This window comes from Mucilaginibacter flavus (assembly GCF_030409315.1).
Taxonomy (GTDB): Bacteria; Bacteroidota; Bacteroidia; order Sphingobacteriales; family Sphingobacteriaceae; genus Mucilaginibacter; species Mucilaginibacter flavus.
The window spans coordinates 58,940-76,017 of the sequence record NZ_JAUFPS010000027.1; the positions used below are offsets into that span (position 1 = coordinate 58,940).

The following is a 17,078-nucleotide window of genomic DNA, read 5'->3' on the forward strand; positions in this document are numbered from 1 at the left end:
AATTAAATATTTGCGTGTTCCCGTGTGGTAAAAATAAGTGGCGCGCCAAGTTCAGCCTCTAACTTGGCTAATGTTTTAAGTGTAAGGTTATGATTGCCTTTAAGCCATTTATTTATTTCTGAAGGTTTTTTGTTCATTTTTTTCGCCAGATCTTTTTGAGTATAGCCGTTTTGCTGCATGAGTTCTTGTATCCTCACTACTATATCGGTATATTGTCTAACAAATATCCTTACCTCCTCGGGTGTTTCATCAAGTATTTTTTGTGCTACTTTACTTCTCATCTGTCTATAATATTATTTCATCTGAATGATCTGTCGAAATAATTTTTCTGTTTATTTCATCAATAATAATTTCGCCATCTTTTAATGCATCTTCAATCCTTTTGGCAAATTGACAAGCTTCTGCCCATTTTAAATGTAAATCGCCGCTTTCCTGATTGGTTCTTGCCGATTTAACGCCACCGTTAAACAATACAACTAAATCATTTCGGTTATTTATGCGTAATGCATAAAGCCGCAACGGAAAATTAGGATAAGCAAACATGATTTGCCTTATTTTAACTTTACCTGTATTCGGCAATCCTGTTACCAAATTTTCCGGGCGATTAAATAACGCATCAATAGCTCCATGATCATCACCAATACTATCCAACACAAAACTTAGAAGCTGTTGCGTAAATCGCTTCAATAAAGGAACATTATTATATTTATTAAAGAACTTATCGGTCTCGCTTTCTGTCGCATCATCCCATCTAACGGTATAAAAAGTACACTTTTTACCTTCATCGTCCCAAACCTCTAATGTAAAGATATTCACTTATAAGTTAATTTGAAATTTTATGTTGTTACAGTTTATAAAATATGTCGATGCAGTGTCAACAATTGAACAATATATAATTCATCGGCCGATTTCATACTAATAATTCCAGGTTTATCTTCATCTTTTATTCACCAATATTTATCCTAAATATGTTAATTTAGTTTTAAATCTAACCTGTATGTTAAACCCGTTGTCGCTTAATCTTTCACAAAACCTGTATGGTAACGAGGTGTTAAAACTTTTGCTATCCGTAGTAGTGGGCTGCATTTTAGGGTTGGAACGTGAGGTAAGGGGCAAATCTGCCGGCTTCCGCACATTGGCATTAATCTGCTTTGGCGCGTCTGTTTTTACCATATGCTCCTACCTGTTAGGTGTTGAAGCCAATCGGGACCGTATTGCAGCCAACATTATTACCGGCGTAGGTTTTTTAGGGGCGGGCGTTATTTTCAGGAATAATTCTTCCGTATCAGGTATTACCACCGCGGCATCCATCTGGATAGCGGCCGCGCTGGGTATGCTGATAGGCATAGGCGAATACATGCTTGCCGGTGTGTCGCTGTTAATGTCGTTATTTATACTTTACGCGCTGGATTTTATACAACTGTGGATAGATGACCGGTTTCAGCACCGTAATTACACCCTGATATTCAGGAGCGAAGATCAATCGATCCTGGTGACCGACGAGCTGAGCAAACTTCAGTTAAAATGCAGGTACACCAAAACCCTCCGAACCGATTCCCAGATCCGTTTCCAGGGGACAATATCCGGTCGCGAAACCAATTTAAAACTGTTTAACGATTGGCTGCTCAAACAGAGTTTTATATACTCAGTTGAGTGGTAACCTCCCATTAAAGTAATCACCTAAATCATCTTAATATCTAACGCATGGCATCTGTTTTTGAAAGAATTAAAAAGTTTAATGAAAACCGGCTGCCCGATATGGTTCAGCTGAAAATGAAGGCTATGGCAGATAGCCCTTTTCGGTTTTTCAGGGGCACCTGTCATTTGTTTTATGAGGATTTAAGCAGCGTTAAAAAGTTTCCCGCCTCGCCCCAGACCTGGATCTGCGGAGATCTGCATCTGGAAAACTTCGGCAGTTTTAAGGGCAATAACCGCATGGAATACTTTGATCTGAATGATTTTGACGAATCTATCCTGGCACCCTGTGCCTGGGAAGTGGTACGCATGCTTACCAGTATTTACGTAGGCTTATCATCGCCCCAGGTTAAGCAAAATGATATTGATGAACTTGCGGAACTGTTTGTTAACCAATATGCCGAAACCTTAAAAATTGGCAAAGCCCGCTATATAGATCCACGCACGGCTACCGGCATTGTACATAAGTTTTTAAAGAACATCAAAAAGCGTAAAGAGAAAGACCTGATTAGTAAGCTGGCCTATACCGAAAAAGGAGGTTATGCCATCAAAATCAACAACCTCACTCATTTTAAAATAGAACGCGATTTAAAAAAGGAATTAAAACAATCCCTAAATGCCTGGTTAAATAAAACAGACAGGCTTAATGACTACAAAGTTAAAGACGCTGCTTTTAGAGTGGCCGGTACGGGTAGTGTTGGCTGTAAGCGGTACATGTTTATGCTGCAGGATGATCAGATTAAGAACAAATTCATTTTTGTGGAATTAAAAGAGGCCATGCAATCGTCGCTAAGTCCGTATGTGAAAGCCAAACAGCCATCGTGGCCTTCGCAGGCCGATAGGGTGATCGGCGTAAAAAAGCGCATGCAAAATGTTTCGCCGGCTTTATTGAGCACCTTTAATTTTAAGGGGATCAACTACGTATTACAGGAGATGCAACCTATGGCTGATAAGGTTAATTTTGAAAATATAGCCGGTAACCGCAAAGATTTGCGCAGCGTGTTAACCGATATGGCTACCCTTACCGCATCGGCCCAACTGCGCAGCGGTGGCATCCAGGGCTCCGCTATTATTGATGAGTTAACCGCGTTTGGAAATGAAATTGACTGGCAAAGCGCATTAAAGTTATACGCCAAAAACTACGCGCAGCAGGTGGTTAAGGATTATGAGGCTTATGTTGTTGATTATAAACAATCATTGCTGGACATCTGATGGTTATCAGACACAGATTTTTGCCTAATAAAATATATACGTATATTTGAATATATAAACACACGTGTAATGACAACTAAGCTCACCTTAACTATTGACGATAGCGTAATCAATGCCGCTAAAAAGTATGCCCGAAAAAAAGGGAATAGTTTATCTGATATTGTCGAGAATTATTTAAAATCTATCACTACCGTTGAAGAGGCTCCTGTTACTTTATCACCTAAAGTAAAAAAACTCATGGGGGTAATTAAGCTGCCCGACGATTTTGACTATAAAAAAGAATTAGGGAATGCATTGTCAAAAAAATATAGCTAAAGCGGTATGAAGCATGTTTTTTTTGATACCAATGTAGTGATTGATTTTTTGGCGGATAGAAAGCCATTTTCAATAGATGCTGCCATCCTTTTTGATTTAGCAGTTAATGAAAAATTAAAGATCTACATCTCGGCAGTTTCCTATAATAATATTTATTATGTGCTAAGGCACTCGTTATCACATCCGGTAACCTTAAGGCTATTAAATGAACTGGCCGATATGACAGAAATAGTTGATGTGACAAATGACGTTATCCGGCAGTCATTAAAAACAGATTTTAAAGATTATGAAGACGCGATTCAATATTATTGCGCCCTTAGCGTATCTGACATTAAATTTATCGTAACCCGCAACACTAAAGATTTTAAAAAGAGTATTCTGCCGGTATTAATGCCCACGGAAGCACTGAAAGTGCTCGAAGAATAAACTTATTAGAGCAAGGAGCAAGGACTGTGGGATAAAAAGAAGGGGCTTGTGCGATTCCTTCCTTGGGGAAGGGGAGGTAGGTGTTAAACGAACATTTCAAACTCCCTTGTAGATGATAACTTGTACAAACCCCTCCCTGCCTTTGCGCTCATTTCCAATCGCGCGCCCTTCCGAGGGAGGGAATAAATGAAAACTACTTCAAACAAAAAATCCCCCGGAAAACTATACCGGGGGACTCATCAATATATAAACAAAAGGTTACCAGAACTTCACATAAAGCATGGTAAGTAATAGCAAGGTTACGATGATGAGGGCCATGGTCGATTTTTCGACCTTAAACATGGCTTTAGGGATATCAAAGGCTTTAGGGTTAATTTTTGGTCCGGCAAGACTTACGGCTACCATCGCTATAATGGTGAACAGGAACGAAAGGCCCATACAAATCAGAAATGGAATTTCCCAGCCGCCTTTACCGTTAGGGAACGCGGTGTAAAGGAAAGTTTCGTGCCCGAACAAGGCAGGCGCGAAATTGTTGAACAATACCGACATCGCGAAGCCCATCAATATGCCCACAATAGCCGCTGCACCGGTAGTGCGTTTCCAAAAGAAACCTAAAATAAATATGGCAAATATACCCGGACTAATATAGCCTGTGTATTTCTGAATATACGTAAAGCCTCCTTCGCCACTAATACCCAGCATATCTTTCCAGGTTAACAGGATGGAAAATATCAGGGCCGCTAATATGGTAAGCTTACCTACCCACACCATTTTACTTTCGTCGGCATCTTTAGCGATGTGCTTTTTGTAAATATCCAGCGTAAAAATGGTAGATATGCTGTTGGCTTTACCCGCTAAGGAAGCCACAATAGCCGCGGTAAGCGCAGCTACCGAAAGTCCTTTTAACCCGGTAGGTAAAAAGCCCAATATGGCCGAATAGGCATTGTCAGAGTTGAAATGTCCACCGGACGCCATTTCCTGCTGCAGGCCGCCATTTTTGTACAATACATAAGCGGCAATACCTGGAATAACTACTATAATAGGCATAGCTAATTTCATTAAACCGGCAAACAGGATACCTGTACGCGCTGTTTTAAGGTTGGCACCCAGCGCACGTTGGGTAATGTACTGGTTGCAACCCCAATAGTTAAGGTTTACAATCCATTGGCCTGCAAAATACATAGCAATGCCCGGCAAGGCAAGGTATTTAGTGATCTCTGCCTGTGGCGCGCCTGGTTTTGGCTTGCTCATCATCATTTTAAAATGCTCCGGCGAGTCTTTAAACATGGTTTTTAATCCGGCCATGGCATCTTTGCCCAAGCCAAAATGTTCACTCACAAGAGTTAAAGCAATATAAGTTGTAGCTAAGCCGCCAATTACCAATACCAGTACCTGTATTACATCGGTAAAGCCAATAACCTTCATACCACCAAGGGTGATAAATAAGGCAAATACAGCTAAAGCGATGATGATAATGTGCATGCTGCCCATATCGCCGCCTATAAGGTTATTTATGGCTAATGCACCCAAATAAAGGATGCTGGTAAGGTTAACAAATATGTACAGGAACAGCCAGAAGATGGCCATAATAAAGCTCACGGTTTCGTTATAGCGGGTGTGCAAAAACTGCGGCATGGTGAAGATTTTGTTCTTCAGATAAACCGGGATAAACCACACGGCCACAATGATGAGCGCGATGGCCGCAACCCACTCATAAGCAGCTACAGCCAAGCCCACCGCGAAACCCTGCCCGCTGGTGCCGATAAACTGCTCGGCCGAAATATTGGAGGCGATAAGCGACGCGCCGATAGCCCACCATGTAAGTGACCCCTCGGCCAGGAAAAAATCATGACTCGCCGATATGCTTGCCTTTTTCTTGCGGCTATACACCCAGTAGCCATAACCGGATACCACAATAAAATAGATCACGAATATGACGTAATCAATGGTTGAAAATTTATTCATAATTGGGTTTAAATTAGTTTGGTTTTATTAGTTCTTTCTTATTTGTAATTATGTTTTAAAACAAGCAACCGGAATCCCATCGTAGGTAGCTTGTTTGGGTTTTTAATTTATAACACTTGTTGCATTTGTGAGCAGTCATGCGGAAACAAGTTCGGGATGACCTATGCTTGTAAAGCCAGACTTACGAAGTTTTAAAAACTTCGTAAGTCTTCTCGACGCAAATCAAAAGTCTTCTCCTTTGGAGAGGATTTAGGTGAGGCATTTTCTTATTTATACGCCACCTCATTCCACAAAATTTCATTTCTGAATTGCGGAATAGTGGTATCCTTACCAATGCGTAAAAACTCAATACCGGCCATATCAGCAAAATCCTGTAAATGTTCGGCAGTAAGGTTTTGGCTGTAGGCAGTGTGGTGAGCGCCGCCACCATAAATCCAGGCTGCGCAGCCGGTTTTCATATCGGGTAGTGGTTTCCAAAGTACACGGGCTACGGGTAGGTTTGGTAAGCTCTCTACCGGCTCAACAGCTTCAACCTCGTTAATCAACAGGCGGAAACGGTTGCCCATATCCACAATAGAAGCATTAAGCGCCGTGCCACCAGCTACGTTAAATACTAAACGTGCAGGATCGGCTTTGCCGCCAATGCCTAATGGATGAACTTCCAAAGAAGCTTTACCACTGGCCAAAGAAGCATCAACCTCTAACATATGCGAGCCTAATACCAAAGCGTTGTTCGGGTCGAAGTGGTAGGTGTAATCTTCCATAAAAGCGTTACCGCCTGGCAGGCCAGCCCCCATTACTTTAAAAGCACGTACCAGGGCTGCTGTTTTCCAGTCGCCTTCACCGGCAAAGCCAAAGCCATCGGCCATCAGGCGCTGGGCCGCGATACCCGGTAGTTGGATCATGCCATGCAAATCTTCAAACGTATCCGAGAAACCTTTAAAGCCACCATCAACCAAAAACTTACGCAAGCCCAACTCAATCTTAGCCGCATCATAAACCGACTGATGTTTAGCTCCTCCTTTTTTCAAATCATCGGCCATGGTATAAGTAGCCTCATATTCTTCAATCAGTTCGCTTATTGATTCTTCGCTTACAGCGTTAATCACCGCAACTAAATCGCCAATACCATAGGTATTTACAGAGAAACCGAATTTTAATTCAGCTTCTACTTTATCGCCATCGGTAACGGCAACAAAGCGCATGTTATCGCCAAAACGGGCAAATTTAGCGCCTTGCCAATCGTACCAGCCGGCGGCGGCGCGGGTCCAGGTTTCAATCTGTGCCAGAGCCTCGGGATCTTGCCAATGACCTACTACTACCTTGCGGTTCATGCGCATGCGCGATACCATAAAACCAAACTCACGGTCGCCGTGGGCGCTTTGGTTAAGGTTCATAAAATCCATATCAATGCTGCTCCACGGAATATCGCGGTTGTACTGCGTATGCAGGTGCAACATTGGCTTTTTCAAAATGCTTAAGCCCCTGATCCACATTTTAGCCGGACTAAAAGTGTGCATCCAGGTAATGATACCGATACAGTTTTCGGCAACGTTGGCCGCTTGCAGGGTTTCGTAAATTTCCTCGGTCGATTTTACAACCGGTTTGTAAACCACACGTACCGGGATGTTGCCGGTAGCATCAATGCCTGCCGCAATTTCCTGCGAGTGCTCGGCAACTTTTTTTAGTGTTTCTTCTCCGTATAAGTTTTGGCTTCCGGTTATAAACCAAACTTCAAATGTTTTAAGGTCGATCATATTTTTAATTAGTGAATTATCGAATTACTGAATTATTGAATTTTTGAGTTGGTGAATTATTGATTGACTGAATTATCGGGTTATTGATTTAGTAAATTAATGTCGAATCCTTTTTAAGACTCTTTTAAATTCAATAATTCAGTCAATCAATAATTCAATAATTACTTAGCTGGTGATAGTCTTAATAAAGTTGCACCGTGCAGGTTAATATTTTGTTGGTAGCTGGTTTTAAACTGGCCAAGGTCTTGTTTTTTCCATAGGTCGCGCACTTTTACTTTGCCCTTGATGCTAAGGGCTGCAAAATCAACAGCGACCGGTTTATTGGTATCACCTATATTGAATAATGCTACGTATACGTCCTTAGTGCCGGGAATGGTTGAATACCATACCATGGCGCCGTCTTTTTTGTATAACTGTTTTGGATTAGCCCCTTTTTGATTTACCGCTAATACTTCATCGTTGGTAAACAGGCTCAGTTCAAAATCGCGGTTCTCGGGCATGTTGCCGCCAATCATCAGCGGAGAGCGGAAAATGCTCCAGAAAGTCATATGCGTTATTTCTTCGTCGGGCGTAAAGCGGCTAAAACGTTCCTGCCCAACCGGACCGCGTTTGCTTAGTTTACCTATCTGTATCATATCACAGTCCGGCCAGTGACCAGGACCGCTTACGCCTTCCCAGCTTTTGGCATAATCAAACATGTGCAAAATCTCTTTCCAGTTATCCCAAAAATCATCGGCCATGCGCCACATATTGGCGTATTTGGTAGCGTGTGCGGCCTCGGCAACCGGGGTTTCGCCCGGCGAAAGACTTAGCACTATCGGTCTGCCACAATTTTGAATGGCTTTTTGGTAGCCTTCAACCTCCGCATTGCTGTACGGGCGCGATAGGTCATCTACCTTAATAAAATCAACACCCCATGAGGCATACAGTTCTAAAATAGAATTTAGGTATTCCTGTGCGCCGGGCTTTTTCATATCCAGGCCGTACATATGGTTCATCCATGGGCATTTGCTGTTAGTATCGGCAACCATATCGGCCGTGATACCGCTGGTGCCCTTTACCGGTGATTTTGACCATACCGCTTGCCTTGGGATACCACGCATTACGTGGATGCCAAATTTTAAACCTTTGCCATGCACATAATCTGCCAGAGGTTTAAAGCCATTACCGCCAAACGCAGATGGAAATTTAGTAGGCTGCGGCGTTAACCTGCCCCATTTATCCATAGTTAGCCAGGGTACGTATGAGCCATCCTGTAAACGCAACTGAAACGGATTCCCGATATTACTTCCCGGAGGGTTATCGTACGACCATAAAAAATCGACTACAATATACTCCCAGCCATGCTGTTTTAAATTGGCGGCCATGTAATCCGTATTGGCTTTTACTTCATCTTCATGCACTGCCGAACCAAAACAATTGTAGCTATTCCAGCCCATGGGCGGGGTAGGGGCTACGGTTTGTGCCGACGCTGTGTTTGCGCCCAATAATCCTGCTGCCAGGATGCCGATATAAATTAAAGTTGATTTCATTTTATTGGCCGTAATAAGAGTTTGGTCCGTGTTTGCGTTCAAAATGCTTTTTAATGAGCGAATCTTTAAGGCGTGGTGCCTGGTTGTTAATTTGCTCGGTAAGGTATGCCATTTGGGCTACCGCCTCTAAAACAGCGCTGTTATACACTGCTTTATGTGGCGTTTTACCCCATGTAAATGGCGCGTGATTACCTACTAATACCATTTCTACCTCGTTGTAGTCTAACCCTTCGGCGGCAAAATGATCCATAATTTGAAAACCGGTTTGGTATTCATAATCACCTTCAATCATTTTATCATCCATAGGTGGGGCGCAAGGGATATCTGCCGTTAAATGATCGGCATGTGTGGTACCGAAAATGGGGATGCAGCGTTGCGATTGTGCCCAGGCCGTACCATAGGTAGAGTGCGTGTGTACAATACCGCCAATATTTGGCCAGTGTTTATACAATACCGCATGGGTTTGGGTATCTGATGATGGCCTTAAGTCGCCTTCGATGGTTACTCCATCAAAATCAACAATCACCATTTTTTCAGGCGATAGATCTTCATAAGGTACACCACTTGGTTTTATGGCAAAAACGCCCAACTCCCGGTCGGCCGCGCTAACGTTGCCAAAGGTGAAGAGCACCAGCCCCAATTTGGGGAGCTGCATATTGGCTTCATATGCAGCTTGTTTTATATGTTGATACTTGCTCATGCCAAAACTGAGTTATCTGTTACCTTTTGTGCCGATTTTGCTATTTGCTGCGCGATGAAATTGCCCAGGGTTTTGTATTTGTTATAACGCGCTGTGTAGGCTGCTTCATTTGCTTTGTTTGGCTGATATTCCACATCGAAACCACGCCCCATGGCCTGCATGGCATCTTCAACCGTTGGATAAATGCCCGCAACTACTGCCGCGAACATGGCCGCGCCCAAAGCACAGGTATGTTTAAACTGGTGAATGCGGATAGGCATGCCCAATACATCGGCCATCATTTGCATTACAAAAGGCGATTTTTTAGCCACGCCGCCAATACCAATGATCCCTTTAACCGGGATGCCTTCGCTTATGAAACGCTCTACAATGCTCCTGGCGCCAAAGCAGGTAGCCTCGGCCAAGGAGCGGAAAACCCGTGGCGCGTCGCTGCCTAAACCAAGGCCGGTAATAGCGCCTTTTAATTCCTGGTTAGCATCCGGCGTGCGGCGGCCGTTAAACCAATCAACAGATAGTTCGTTATCAAAATCCAAAGGCAACAAATCAGCCTGTCTGCTTAGCTCGGGGATAATCAGCTCGGCCATTTCGGCTTTCAGAGCTTCGGCGGTAGCCGCGTCAATTACTGATGATTGAGATAACAGGTTGTTTAATGGCCATAACAGCACATTTTTAAACCAGGCATAAGTATCGCCAAAGGCCGATTGACCGGCCTCTAAACCCGTCATCCCGGGGATAACCGAGCCATTTACCTGCCCGCAAATACCGGCTACCAGTTTATCGCCAATTTCGGCAGTAGGGGCTACCAAAATATCGCAGGTTGATGTACCCATTACTTTGCTTAAGTGATATGGCTCAATTTGGCCGCCTACAGCACCCATGTGCGCATCGAAAGCACCAGTACCTACAATAACATCTGTTGATAAGCCAAGCTTTTCGGCCCATTCGGGGCTTAAAGTTCCCGCTGCTTCATCGGCGGTATAAGTATCTGTAAACAGCTTAGCGGTAATGCCTGTTAATAAAGGATCAAGCGATGAGAAAAAATCATCGGGCGGTAAGCCGCCAAATTCCTCGGCCCATAAGGCTTTGTGGCCTGCAGAACAACGGCCGCGTTTAATCTCTTTAACATCGGTACCGCCGGTAAGCAGGAAAGGAATCCAGTCGCAATGCTCAACCCATGAATGCAGTGCTTCACGTACTTGCGCGTCAACCCTTACAATGTGTAATAGTTTGGCCCAAAACCACTCGGACGAGTAAATGCCGCCAACATACTTCAAGTAATTGGTATCAAATTTTGTGGCATGCTCATTAATTTGGACGGCTTCCAATACCGAAGTATGGTCTTTCCACAGTATGAACATAGCGTTTGGATTTTGCTCAAAGCCGGGGGTTAAGGCTAAAGGGGTGCCTGTTTTATCAACCGCTATCGGAGTCGATCCGGTCGTATCTATAGATAGGCCCTTAACGGCTTTGGCTACATCCGCGCCGCCCGCTTGTGCAAGGCAATCTTTTATAGTGGTTTCCAGTCCTTCTATATAATCAAGCGGGTGCTGGCGAAATTGGTTATCGGCCGGTTTGCAAAACAGTCCTTGCTGCCAGCGTGGGTAATTGAATACAGATGAGGCTATTTCTTCGCCGTTGCGCGCGTTAATCAGCACGGAGCGAACAGAGTCGGACCCATAGTCCACCCCAATCACAAATTGGTCTTCTCTCATATTGGTTAAATAATTCGTGTTGAAGTAACACTTATTTTTTTACAAATGAAAATTTTTCTAAAAAAACATTTAAAAATGTTACAAAACCAATTTACAGAAAGCCTACTGGGATATGGTATCGGGGTTGGGGATGAAATTCATAAATGCCTGGAATTTAGCGTAGTAGTTTTGCATGTTCAACTGGTAATAGAATGCGCCGCGCTTTGAACCGGCTTTATCTTTATCTGTTAACTTAATAAGCAGCCCGGTGGCTAAAACACGTTTGCTGAAGTTTCTTTTATCAATCTGGGTATTAAAAACGCACTCATAAAGTGTTTGTAATTGCGGAAGTGTGAACTTACCCGGCAAAAGTTCAAACAAAATAGGGTGCATGGCAGCTTTATACCTGATACGTTTTTTAGCGGCTTCTACCATTTCCTGTTGATCAAAAATAAGCTTGGGGAAGCGCTTGAGCGGGAACCATTCGGCCTGGTAATCTTTACTCAACTGGGTTTGGTACTTATTGATATCTATTAAGGCAAAGTAAGTAACAGATACCGTGCGCTCTATAGGATCGCGTTTGGTGCTGCCAAATGTGTGTAATTGCTCTAAATAAACGCCTTCAAGGTCGGTTAATTGCTTCAGGATGCGGTTCGCGGCCTGGTCTAAACTTTCCTGGGGTTGCACAAAGCCGCCCATCAGGCTCCAGTTATCTTTCTCGGGCTGAAATGCCCTTTTGATGAGCAGAATTTTTAACGTATCGCCATCAAAACCAAAAATGATGCAGTCAACAGCTAATAAAATCCGGGTTTGTTTAGAGTATTTCTGCATATAAATAGCGAATAAGGGCGGCAAATATAATTTTTTTTCAGGCCACGAAATTATATCTCACAGCGATTTAATTGGTAAAACAGCTTTAAAAATGGATTTAGCGGCCTTTATGTGTGTAAAAGGTACAGCATTAAAAGTAAAAATTATTTAATTGTTTTTTTCACAATTAAATAATTTTTATTCTACCTTAGATTTTAATTAGGGATGCCAATTTGCCCTGACGATATAACCAAATACCAATTATAACCAGTTACTACCGTTAAGTAAGTCTCAAAAAACGAGAAAAAAGCGGTAAAAAAATGTCAACAAAATGAAAAGAAACTACAAAAAACAGTACTTATTATACAGTGTTGCCCTAAGTTTATTGGTAAGCTGCAGTGGTCCGGCAGAACAGAAGGCCGAGGCCGGCGATTCGACCTCAACTGCTAAAGCGATGATTCCTGATGCTAAAAATTTTGAAGGAGAAGTAAATGGTAAAGCAGTTAAACTATATACTTTAAAAAATAGCAAAGGCGTTAACGTGGCCATTACCAATTATGGCGGCCGTGTGGTAAGCCTGATGGTGCCCGATAATAAGGGAAATTTAACCGATGTAGTTTTAGGTTACGATAGCGTAAAAACTTATCAAAAACCAAAAGAGCCATTTTTTGGCGCTATCATAGGTCGTTATGGTAACAGGATAAGAAAAGGAAAATTTAGCCTTGATGGCAAAGCTTATCAGTTGGATATAAACGACGGAGTAAACACCCTGCACGGTGGTTTTAAAGGTTTTTACAGCCAGGTATTTGATGCCACGCAAGTAAACGATACCACGCTTAACCTTACCTATGTTTCTAAAGATGGCGAAGGCGGTTACCCCGGTACATTAACAACTAAAGTAATCTATACCTTAACCGGCGAGAACGGCCTTAAAATAGATTACACCGCAACTACCGACAAAACCACTATTGTAAACTTAACCAACCACGCCTACTTTAATCTGAACGGCGCGGGCGATTCAACCATATTGGATAACCTTGTAAAAATTAACGCCGATAATATTACCCCTGTTGATACTACGCTGATCCCTACCGGCAAGCTACTGCCGGTAAAGGGAACTCCATTTGATTTTACCACCGCTAAAGCCATCGGTGCCAATATTAATGATAAAGACGACCAGTTAAAAAACGGCAAGGGGTACGATCATAACTTCGCGCTTAATAAACATGATGGTAAAACTTCTGTAGCGACGATCAGCAGCCCTAAAACGGGCATTGTAATGGATATTTTTACCGAAGAACCCGGCTTACAGTTTTATAGCGGCAATTTTTTAACCGGCGCAACGCATGATGGTAAAGGCGGCAAAGCCTATCCGCATCGCTCGGCGTTTTGTGTAGAAACACAGCATTTTCCGGATGCGCCAAATGAGTCGTCTTTTGCATCAACTGTGTTAAAGCCAGGCCAAACGTATCATACCTCTACTACCTATAAGTTTTCGACCAAATAAGTAAAGCGATAAGATTTTTGACCCTGATTAATTAGCTTATTGAGATGACTGATACCGAAATAAAATATCTGCTCAATGATATTGCTTTGAATAGCAGCCGGGCATCCTTTAAAAGGTTGTACCAGTTTTACTATTCGCAATTATTTTGGTTTGCCAAATCGATAGTTAAAACAGAGGAAGCTGCCGAGGAGATTGTTGACGATGTATTTTTAAACCTTTGGATACAACGTGCAAGGTTAACGGAGATTAATAACCCGGCTAATTATTGTTATATGAGCGTTAAAAACAAATGTTTAACGCTCATATCAAAACCCCATCTTAACCAGGTGAGTATTGATGACGTGGATGTAGATATCGCAGATCAGGCTGCTACGGGTGAAGATAAATTGATTTGTGCCGATACCGTAAAAGCCATTAACCATTCGCTTAACAAACTATCTGCCCAGTGCAAAATGGTTTTTAAACTGGTAAAGGAAGATGGCTTAAAATACCGCGAAGTCGCGGAGTTGTTAGATTTATCGGTAAAAACGGTGGAGTATCATATGGGCAACGCCTTAAAGCAGGTTGCAATTGGCATTGCCGATTTTCAAAAAAACAAAAACGCTGTACCCGAAAAAATATTCAAATAGTTAATCGTCCAAACCCTTACCATCTAAAATGTGCGGGATGTATTTTTCAACCCTTTGTTCGCGGGTTTTGGCTTGCTTGGCTGCCGAAAAATAAAGCAGGTATCCTCTTTGCCGCCCGGGTGTTAATGCTTCAAAAGCTGTTTTTAATACAGGCATAGCATCTAATTTAACCTGAAACTCTTCGGCCATTTTAAACTCGGTAGTTTTTTTGAGTGCTACTTTTAAGCCGGCTTTTTCAACCTCAATGGCTTCATAAATGTAGGCTTTCAGGGTAGGGGCTAAGTCAACTATCTGGTCAACATTAGTAAACCTGGCTTGCCGCGCCGACTGTACATTTTCGGTCTGTTGAATAAGGATGCCCTCGGCGTCATTTAACAGAGCGCCTTTGAAAAACAAAAACGCGCAGTATTCATTAAATACGTGTATTAAAACAATGTTGCTGTTTCGGTGAGTGTAACAAGGCGAGCCCCACTTTAATTCTTCGGTTAAATTGCAATCGAGCGCTATCAATCTTAATTGCTCAATTTCCTTTTCCCATTTTTGGGTTTTGTTAAAATAAAAATCAACCTTAGGGTTCATATACGCACATTAATTGCACACTAATTTCACTAATTTATGCTAATTGCACTAATTTTTCTTTACCCTTTGGCGCTCATCCCATTCGTGAAATTCGCTTTTAATTCGTGATAATTAGTATGTCAAACTTTTAACGAGCCTCTAAAACCCCTTGCCGCATAATAGGAATCGGCTCCGTTATGGTAAATAAAAACGGTATCGTAGCGTCGATCACAAAATACCGCACCGCCAAGTTTCCTGATATCGGCAGGCGTTTTTATCCAGCTGGATGTTTTGGTGTCAAATTTTCCGAGTTGTTGTAAAGCCCGGTATTCTGCTTCTGTTAAAATTTCGATGCCTATTTCGGCGGCCATGGCAACGGCGCTGCTGGCGGGCTTAAATTCTTTGCGGGCTTCTAAGGCTTCATGATCATAACAAATACTCCTGCGACCTTTGGGGCTTTCGGCCGAGCAATCATAAAAAAGGTATTCGCCGGTAGCCTGGTCGTGACCAACAATATCCGGTTCGCCGCCGGTTTTCTCCATTTCATTGAGCGACCATAGCTTTTCGGAATAGCTTTCCAACCTGGCCTGTACATCGGCCCATTTTATTTCCTGATGAAGGCTTTTGTTTTTTTCAAAACGGACCTTTAGTATCTGGAGCAAATTCTCGGTTTCTTGTGGCGATAATTTAGGGTTCATGGTGCTTATTTATTGATTAACAGAAATGGTTTTTCTATCGGCAGGCCTCAAATACCAGGATATAATGGTGAGCACCGACAATAGCAATGCAGGTGCTATTTTACTGATACCATCGCCCACCGAAATGTGTGAATATATAGCTCCCGACATTACAAAGAAAAAGCCTGCATAAGCCCATTCTTTTAACAACGGAAATTTAGGAATAAGCACCGCTAAAACACCTAAAAACTTCCAAATAGCTAATATGGTTAACAGGTAGGCTGGGTAGCCTAAATGGATCATGCTATCTGCCCCGCCCTGGCCCTCTTTCATTTTCAATAACTGCACAACGGCGGTTGATAACATTCCTAAGGCAAGCCAAAGTGTAGCCACCCAGTAGATGATTTTATTTCTCTTGGTCATGATTGGTTATTTTAATTTGGCTGCTACATCCTGTAAGCGGTTATGCGCGTAATTTAGTCCCTGAGCAAAAGGTAGCTTCAACATCTGGTCCCTTAATTCGGCCGATTTATAAACAGAGTAGATGCTCACTCTGCTGGTAGCATCGCTTAGCTTTTCAAATTCCACAAACTCCAGCTGCACGCCAAAGGGGGCATTCTCCATCTCAAAAGTGCGAGTAATTTTTTCATTAGGTATAAACTCATGAAACACGCCATTAGCGCGGAACACTACGTTACCCTTATTGTCGCTGGTTTCAAACTGCCAGCTGCCGTGCTTTTTATTTTCAAGCTTCAGCACTTTGGTGCCCATCCATTGCTCCACAATTTCGGGTTCTACATGTGCTTTAAAAAGTAGCTCCAAAGGCAAATCAAATTCCCTTGTAATTACTAAAAACTGCTTGCCTTCTTCTGCATTGATTTTGGTTTTCAGTTCCATTTTATTTGGTTTTATAATTTTTCATAATGGTTTCTAATTTGCTGAACCTGTCTTCCCACATCTGGCGGAAGGGTTCAATAAAGTCGGCTACTTCTTTCATCTTCTCGGGGTTTAAATGATAATAAATTTCCCTTCCGTTTTGCTCCTGTTTAAGCAATTCGCACTCGGTAAGTATCTGCAGGTGTTTTGAAACAGTGGGGCGGGCGGTATCAAAATTTGCGGCTATGAGGCCCGCTGTCATGGCGTGCGAGGTAACCAGCATCAATATAGCCCTCCTGGTAGGGTCGGCAATGGCCTGGAATACGTCTCTTCTTAAATTCATTATGTAGTTATTTGGCTACAAATATATATGTAGCTATTTGGCTACGCAAATTTATTTTGTTTTTTTTTAAAAAGATGTAATTATGTTGTTTTTCACGCTACCGCAAGGCTGTGCCTTGTGGCCCGCGTTTAGGTGGACTGGATGTTTCTATTCGGAAAATTAATGTATGATTGTTCAGGGTCGTTGCGAACAAGGCGCAGACGACTCACCCGGTCTACGCTTCGCTGGCCGACCCTCTCTCCGGCTAAAGCCGCATAGAGGGTGAATCCCATTTTTTATTTCCCCGCCCCTCTATGCGACGAAGTCGGAGAGAGATTCTGTGTTAATTATCAAATAATTTTTAATTTTGTTTTATTAAGGCGGCTTTAAAGCCAGCCTGTTTAGG

19 protein-coding genes are annotated in these 17,078 nt (G+C 42.6%); 6 read left to right on the forward strand and 13 right to left on the reverse strand.

Annotated elements, in window-relative coordinates; all coding sequences use genetic code 11:
* Window positions 1-2: 2 nt before the first annotated feature.
* Together QWZ17_RS11310 and QWZ17_RS11315 are read right to left on the reverse strand one after the other, a co-directional pair.
* Window positions 3-281: a helix-turn-helix domain-containing protein gene (locus QWZ17_RS11310; RefSeq protein ID WP_290305316.1), complete on the reverse strand. Its 279-nt coding sequence runs from the start codon at window positions 279-281 to the stop codon at window positions 3-5.
* Between the two features lie 4 nt (window positions 282-285).
* A complete protein-coding gene (locus QWZ17_RS11315; protein WP_290305317.1) occupies window positions 286-816 on the reverse strand; it encodes a hypothetical protein in 531 nt (176 codons plus the stop codon).
* Between the two features lie 181 nt (window positions 817-997).
* On the opposite strand from QWZ17_RS11315, the gene QWZ17_RS11320 reads away from it, so the two are divergent.
* The 4 genes from QWZ17_RS11320 to QWZ17_RS11335 all read left to right on the forward strand — a co-directional run bounded on the left by QWZ17_RS11320 (window position 998) and on the right by QWZ17_RS11335 (window position 3,648).
* A complete protein-coding gene (locus QWZ17_RS11320) occupies window positions 998-1,660 on the forward strand; it encodes an MgtC/SapB family protein (protein ID WP_290305318.1) in 663 nt (220 codons plus the stop codon).
* Window positions 1,661-1,704: 44 nt separating this feature from the next.
* Window positions 1,705-2,907, forward strand: coding sequence for a DUF2252 domain-containing protein (locus QWZ17_RS11325; RefSeq protein ID WP_290305319.1), 1,203 nt, complete (start codon window positions 1,705-1,707; stop codon window positions 2,905-2,907).
* 69 nt (window positions 2,908-2,976) lie between these two features.
* A complete protein-coding gene (locus QWZ17_RS11330) occupies window positions 2,977-3,222 on the forward strand; it encodes a DUF6364 family protein (protein ID WP_290305320.1) in 246 nt (81 codons plus the stop codon).
* A 6-nt stretch (window positions 3,223-3,228) separates the two neighbouring features.
* Entirely contained in the window at window positions 3,229-3,648 is a 420-nt protein-coding gene (locus QWZ17_RS11335) for a type II toxin-antitoxin system VapC family toxin (RefSeq protein ID WP_290305321.1), read from the forward strand.
* Between the two features lie 258 nt (window positions 3,649-3,906).
* Here QWZ17_RS11335 and QWZ17_RS11340 read toward each other — a convergent pair whose 3' ends face one another.
* The 6 genes from QWZ17_RS11340 to QWZ17_RS11365 all read right to left on the reverse strand — a co-directional run bounded on the left by QWZ17_RS11340 (window position 3,907) and on the right by QWZ17_RS11365 (window position 12,124).
* Window positions 3,907-5,613, reverse strand: a complete 1,707-nt coding sequence (locus QWZ17_RS11340) for a sodium:solute symporter family transporter (protein WP_290305322.1) — start codon at window positions 5,611-5,613, stop codon at window positions 3,907-3,909.
* 266 nt (window positions 5,614-5,879) lie between these two features.
* Window positions 5,880-7,370, reverse strand: coding sequence for an L-arabinose isomerase (gene araA / locus QWZ17_RS11345; RefSeq protein WP_290305323.1), 1,491 nt, complete (start codon window positions 7,368-7,370; stop codon window positions 5,880-5,882).
* A gap of 161 nt (window positions 7,371-7,531) precedes the next feature.
* A complete protein-coding gene (locus QWZ17_RS11350; RefSeq protein ID WP_290305324.1) occupies window positions 7,532-8,902 on the reverse strand; it encodes a glycoside hydrolase family 27 protein in 1,371 nt (456 codons plus the stop codon).
* A gap of 1 nt (window position 8,903) precedes the next feature.
* Window positions 8,904-9,602: an L-ribulose-5-phosphate 4-epimerase gene (locus QWZ17_RS11355; protein ID WP_290305325.1), complete on the reverse strand. Its 699-nt coding sequence runs from the start codon at window positions 9,600-9,602 to the stop codon at window positions 8,904-8,906.
* On the reverse strand, window positions 9,599-11,314 hold the full coding sequence (locus QWZ17_RS11360; protein ID WP_290305326.1) for a ribulokinase: 1,716 nt from the start codon (window positions 11,312-11,314) through the stop codon (window positions 9,599-9,601). The genes QWZ17_RS11355 and QWZ17_RS11360 overlap by 4 nt, the downstream gene beginning before the upstream one ends.
* Before the next feature lie 102 nt (window positions 11,315-11,416).
* Window positions 11,417-12,124, reverse strand: coding sequence for an NUDIX hydrolase (locus tag QWZ17_RS11365; protein ID WP_290305327.1), 708 nt, complete (start codon window positions 12,122-12,124; stop codon window positions 11,417-11,419).
* 310 nt (window positions 12,125-12,434) lie between these two features.
* On the opposite strand from QWZ17_RS11365, the gene QWZ17_RS11370 reads away from it, so the two are divergent.
* Window positions 12,435-13,610, forward strand: coding sequence for an aldose epimerase family protein (locus QWZ17_RS11370; protein ID WP_290305328.1), 1,176 nt, complete (start codon window positions 12,435-12,437; stop codon window positions 13,608-13,610).
* A 44-nt stretch (window positions 13,611-13,654) separates the two neighbouring features.
* The gene (locus QWZ17_RS11375) at window positions 13,655-14,239 is read left to right on the forward strand and encodes an RNA polymerase sigma-70 factor (protein WP_290305329.1); all 585 of its coding nucleotides are present in this window, start codon (window positions 13,655-13,657) and stop codon (window positions 14,237-14,239) included.
* Here QWZ17_RS11375 and QWZ17_RS11380 read toward each other — a convergent pair whose 3' ends face one another.
* From QWZ17_RS11380 to QWZ17_RS11400, 5 genes are all read right to left on the reverse strand, one after another.
* Window positions 14,240-14,818, reverse strand: coding sequence for a YdeI/OmpD-associated family protein (locus QWZ17_RS11380; protein WP_290305330.1), 579 nt, complete (start codon window positions 14,816-14,818; stop codon window positions 14,240-14,242). It lies immediately after the preceding gene.
* 119 nt (window positions 14,819-14,937) lie between these two features.
* Window positions 14,938-15,495, reverse strand: a complete 558-nt coding sequence (locus tag QWZ17_RS11385; RefSeq protein ID WP_290305332.1) for a DUF4256 domain-containing protein — start codon at window positions 15,493-15,495, stop codon at window positions 14,938-14,940.
* A gap of 9 nt (window positions 15,496-15,504) precedes the next feature.
* Entirely contained in the window at window positions 15,505-15,897 is a 393-nt protein-coding gene (locus QWZ17_RS11390; protein WP_290305333.1) for a DoxX family protein, read from the reverse strand.
* Window positions 15,898-15,903: 6 nt separating this feature from the next.
* A complete protein-coding gene (locus QWZ17_RS11395; RefSeq protein WP_290305335.1) occupies window positions 15,904-16,371 on the reverse strand; it encodes an SRPBCC domain-containing protein in 468 nt (155 codons plus the stop codon).
* Between the two features lies 1 nt (window position 16,372).
* Entirely contained in the window at window positions 16,373-16,693 is a 321-nt protein-coding gene (locus tag QWZ17_RS11400; RefSeq protein ID WP_259096286.1) for an ArsR/SmtB family transcription factor, read from the reverse strand.
* Window positions 16,694-17,078 lie beyond the last annotated feature (385 nt).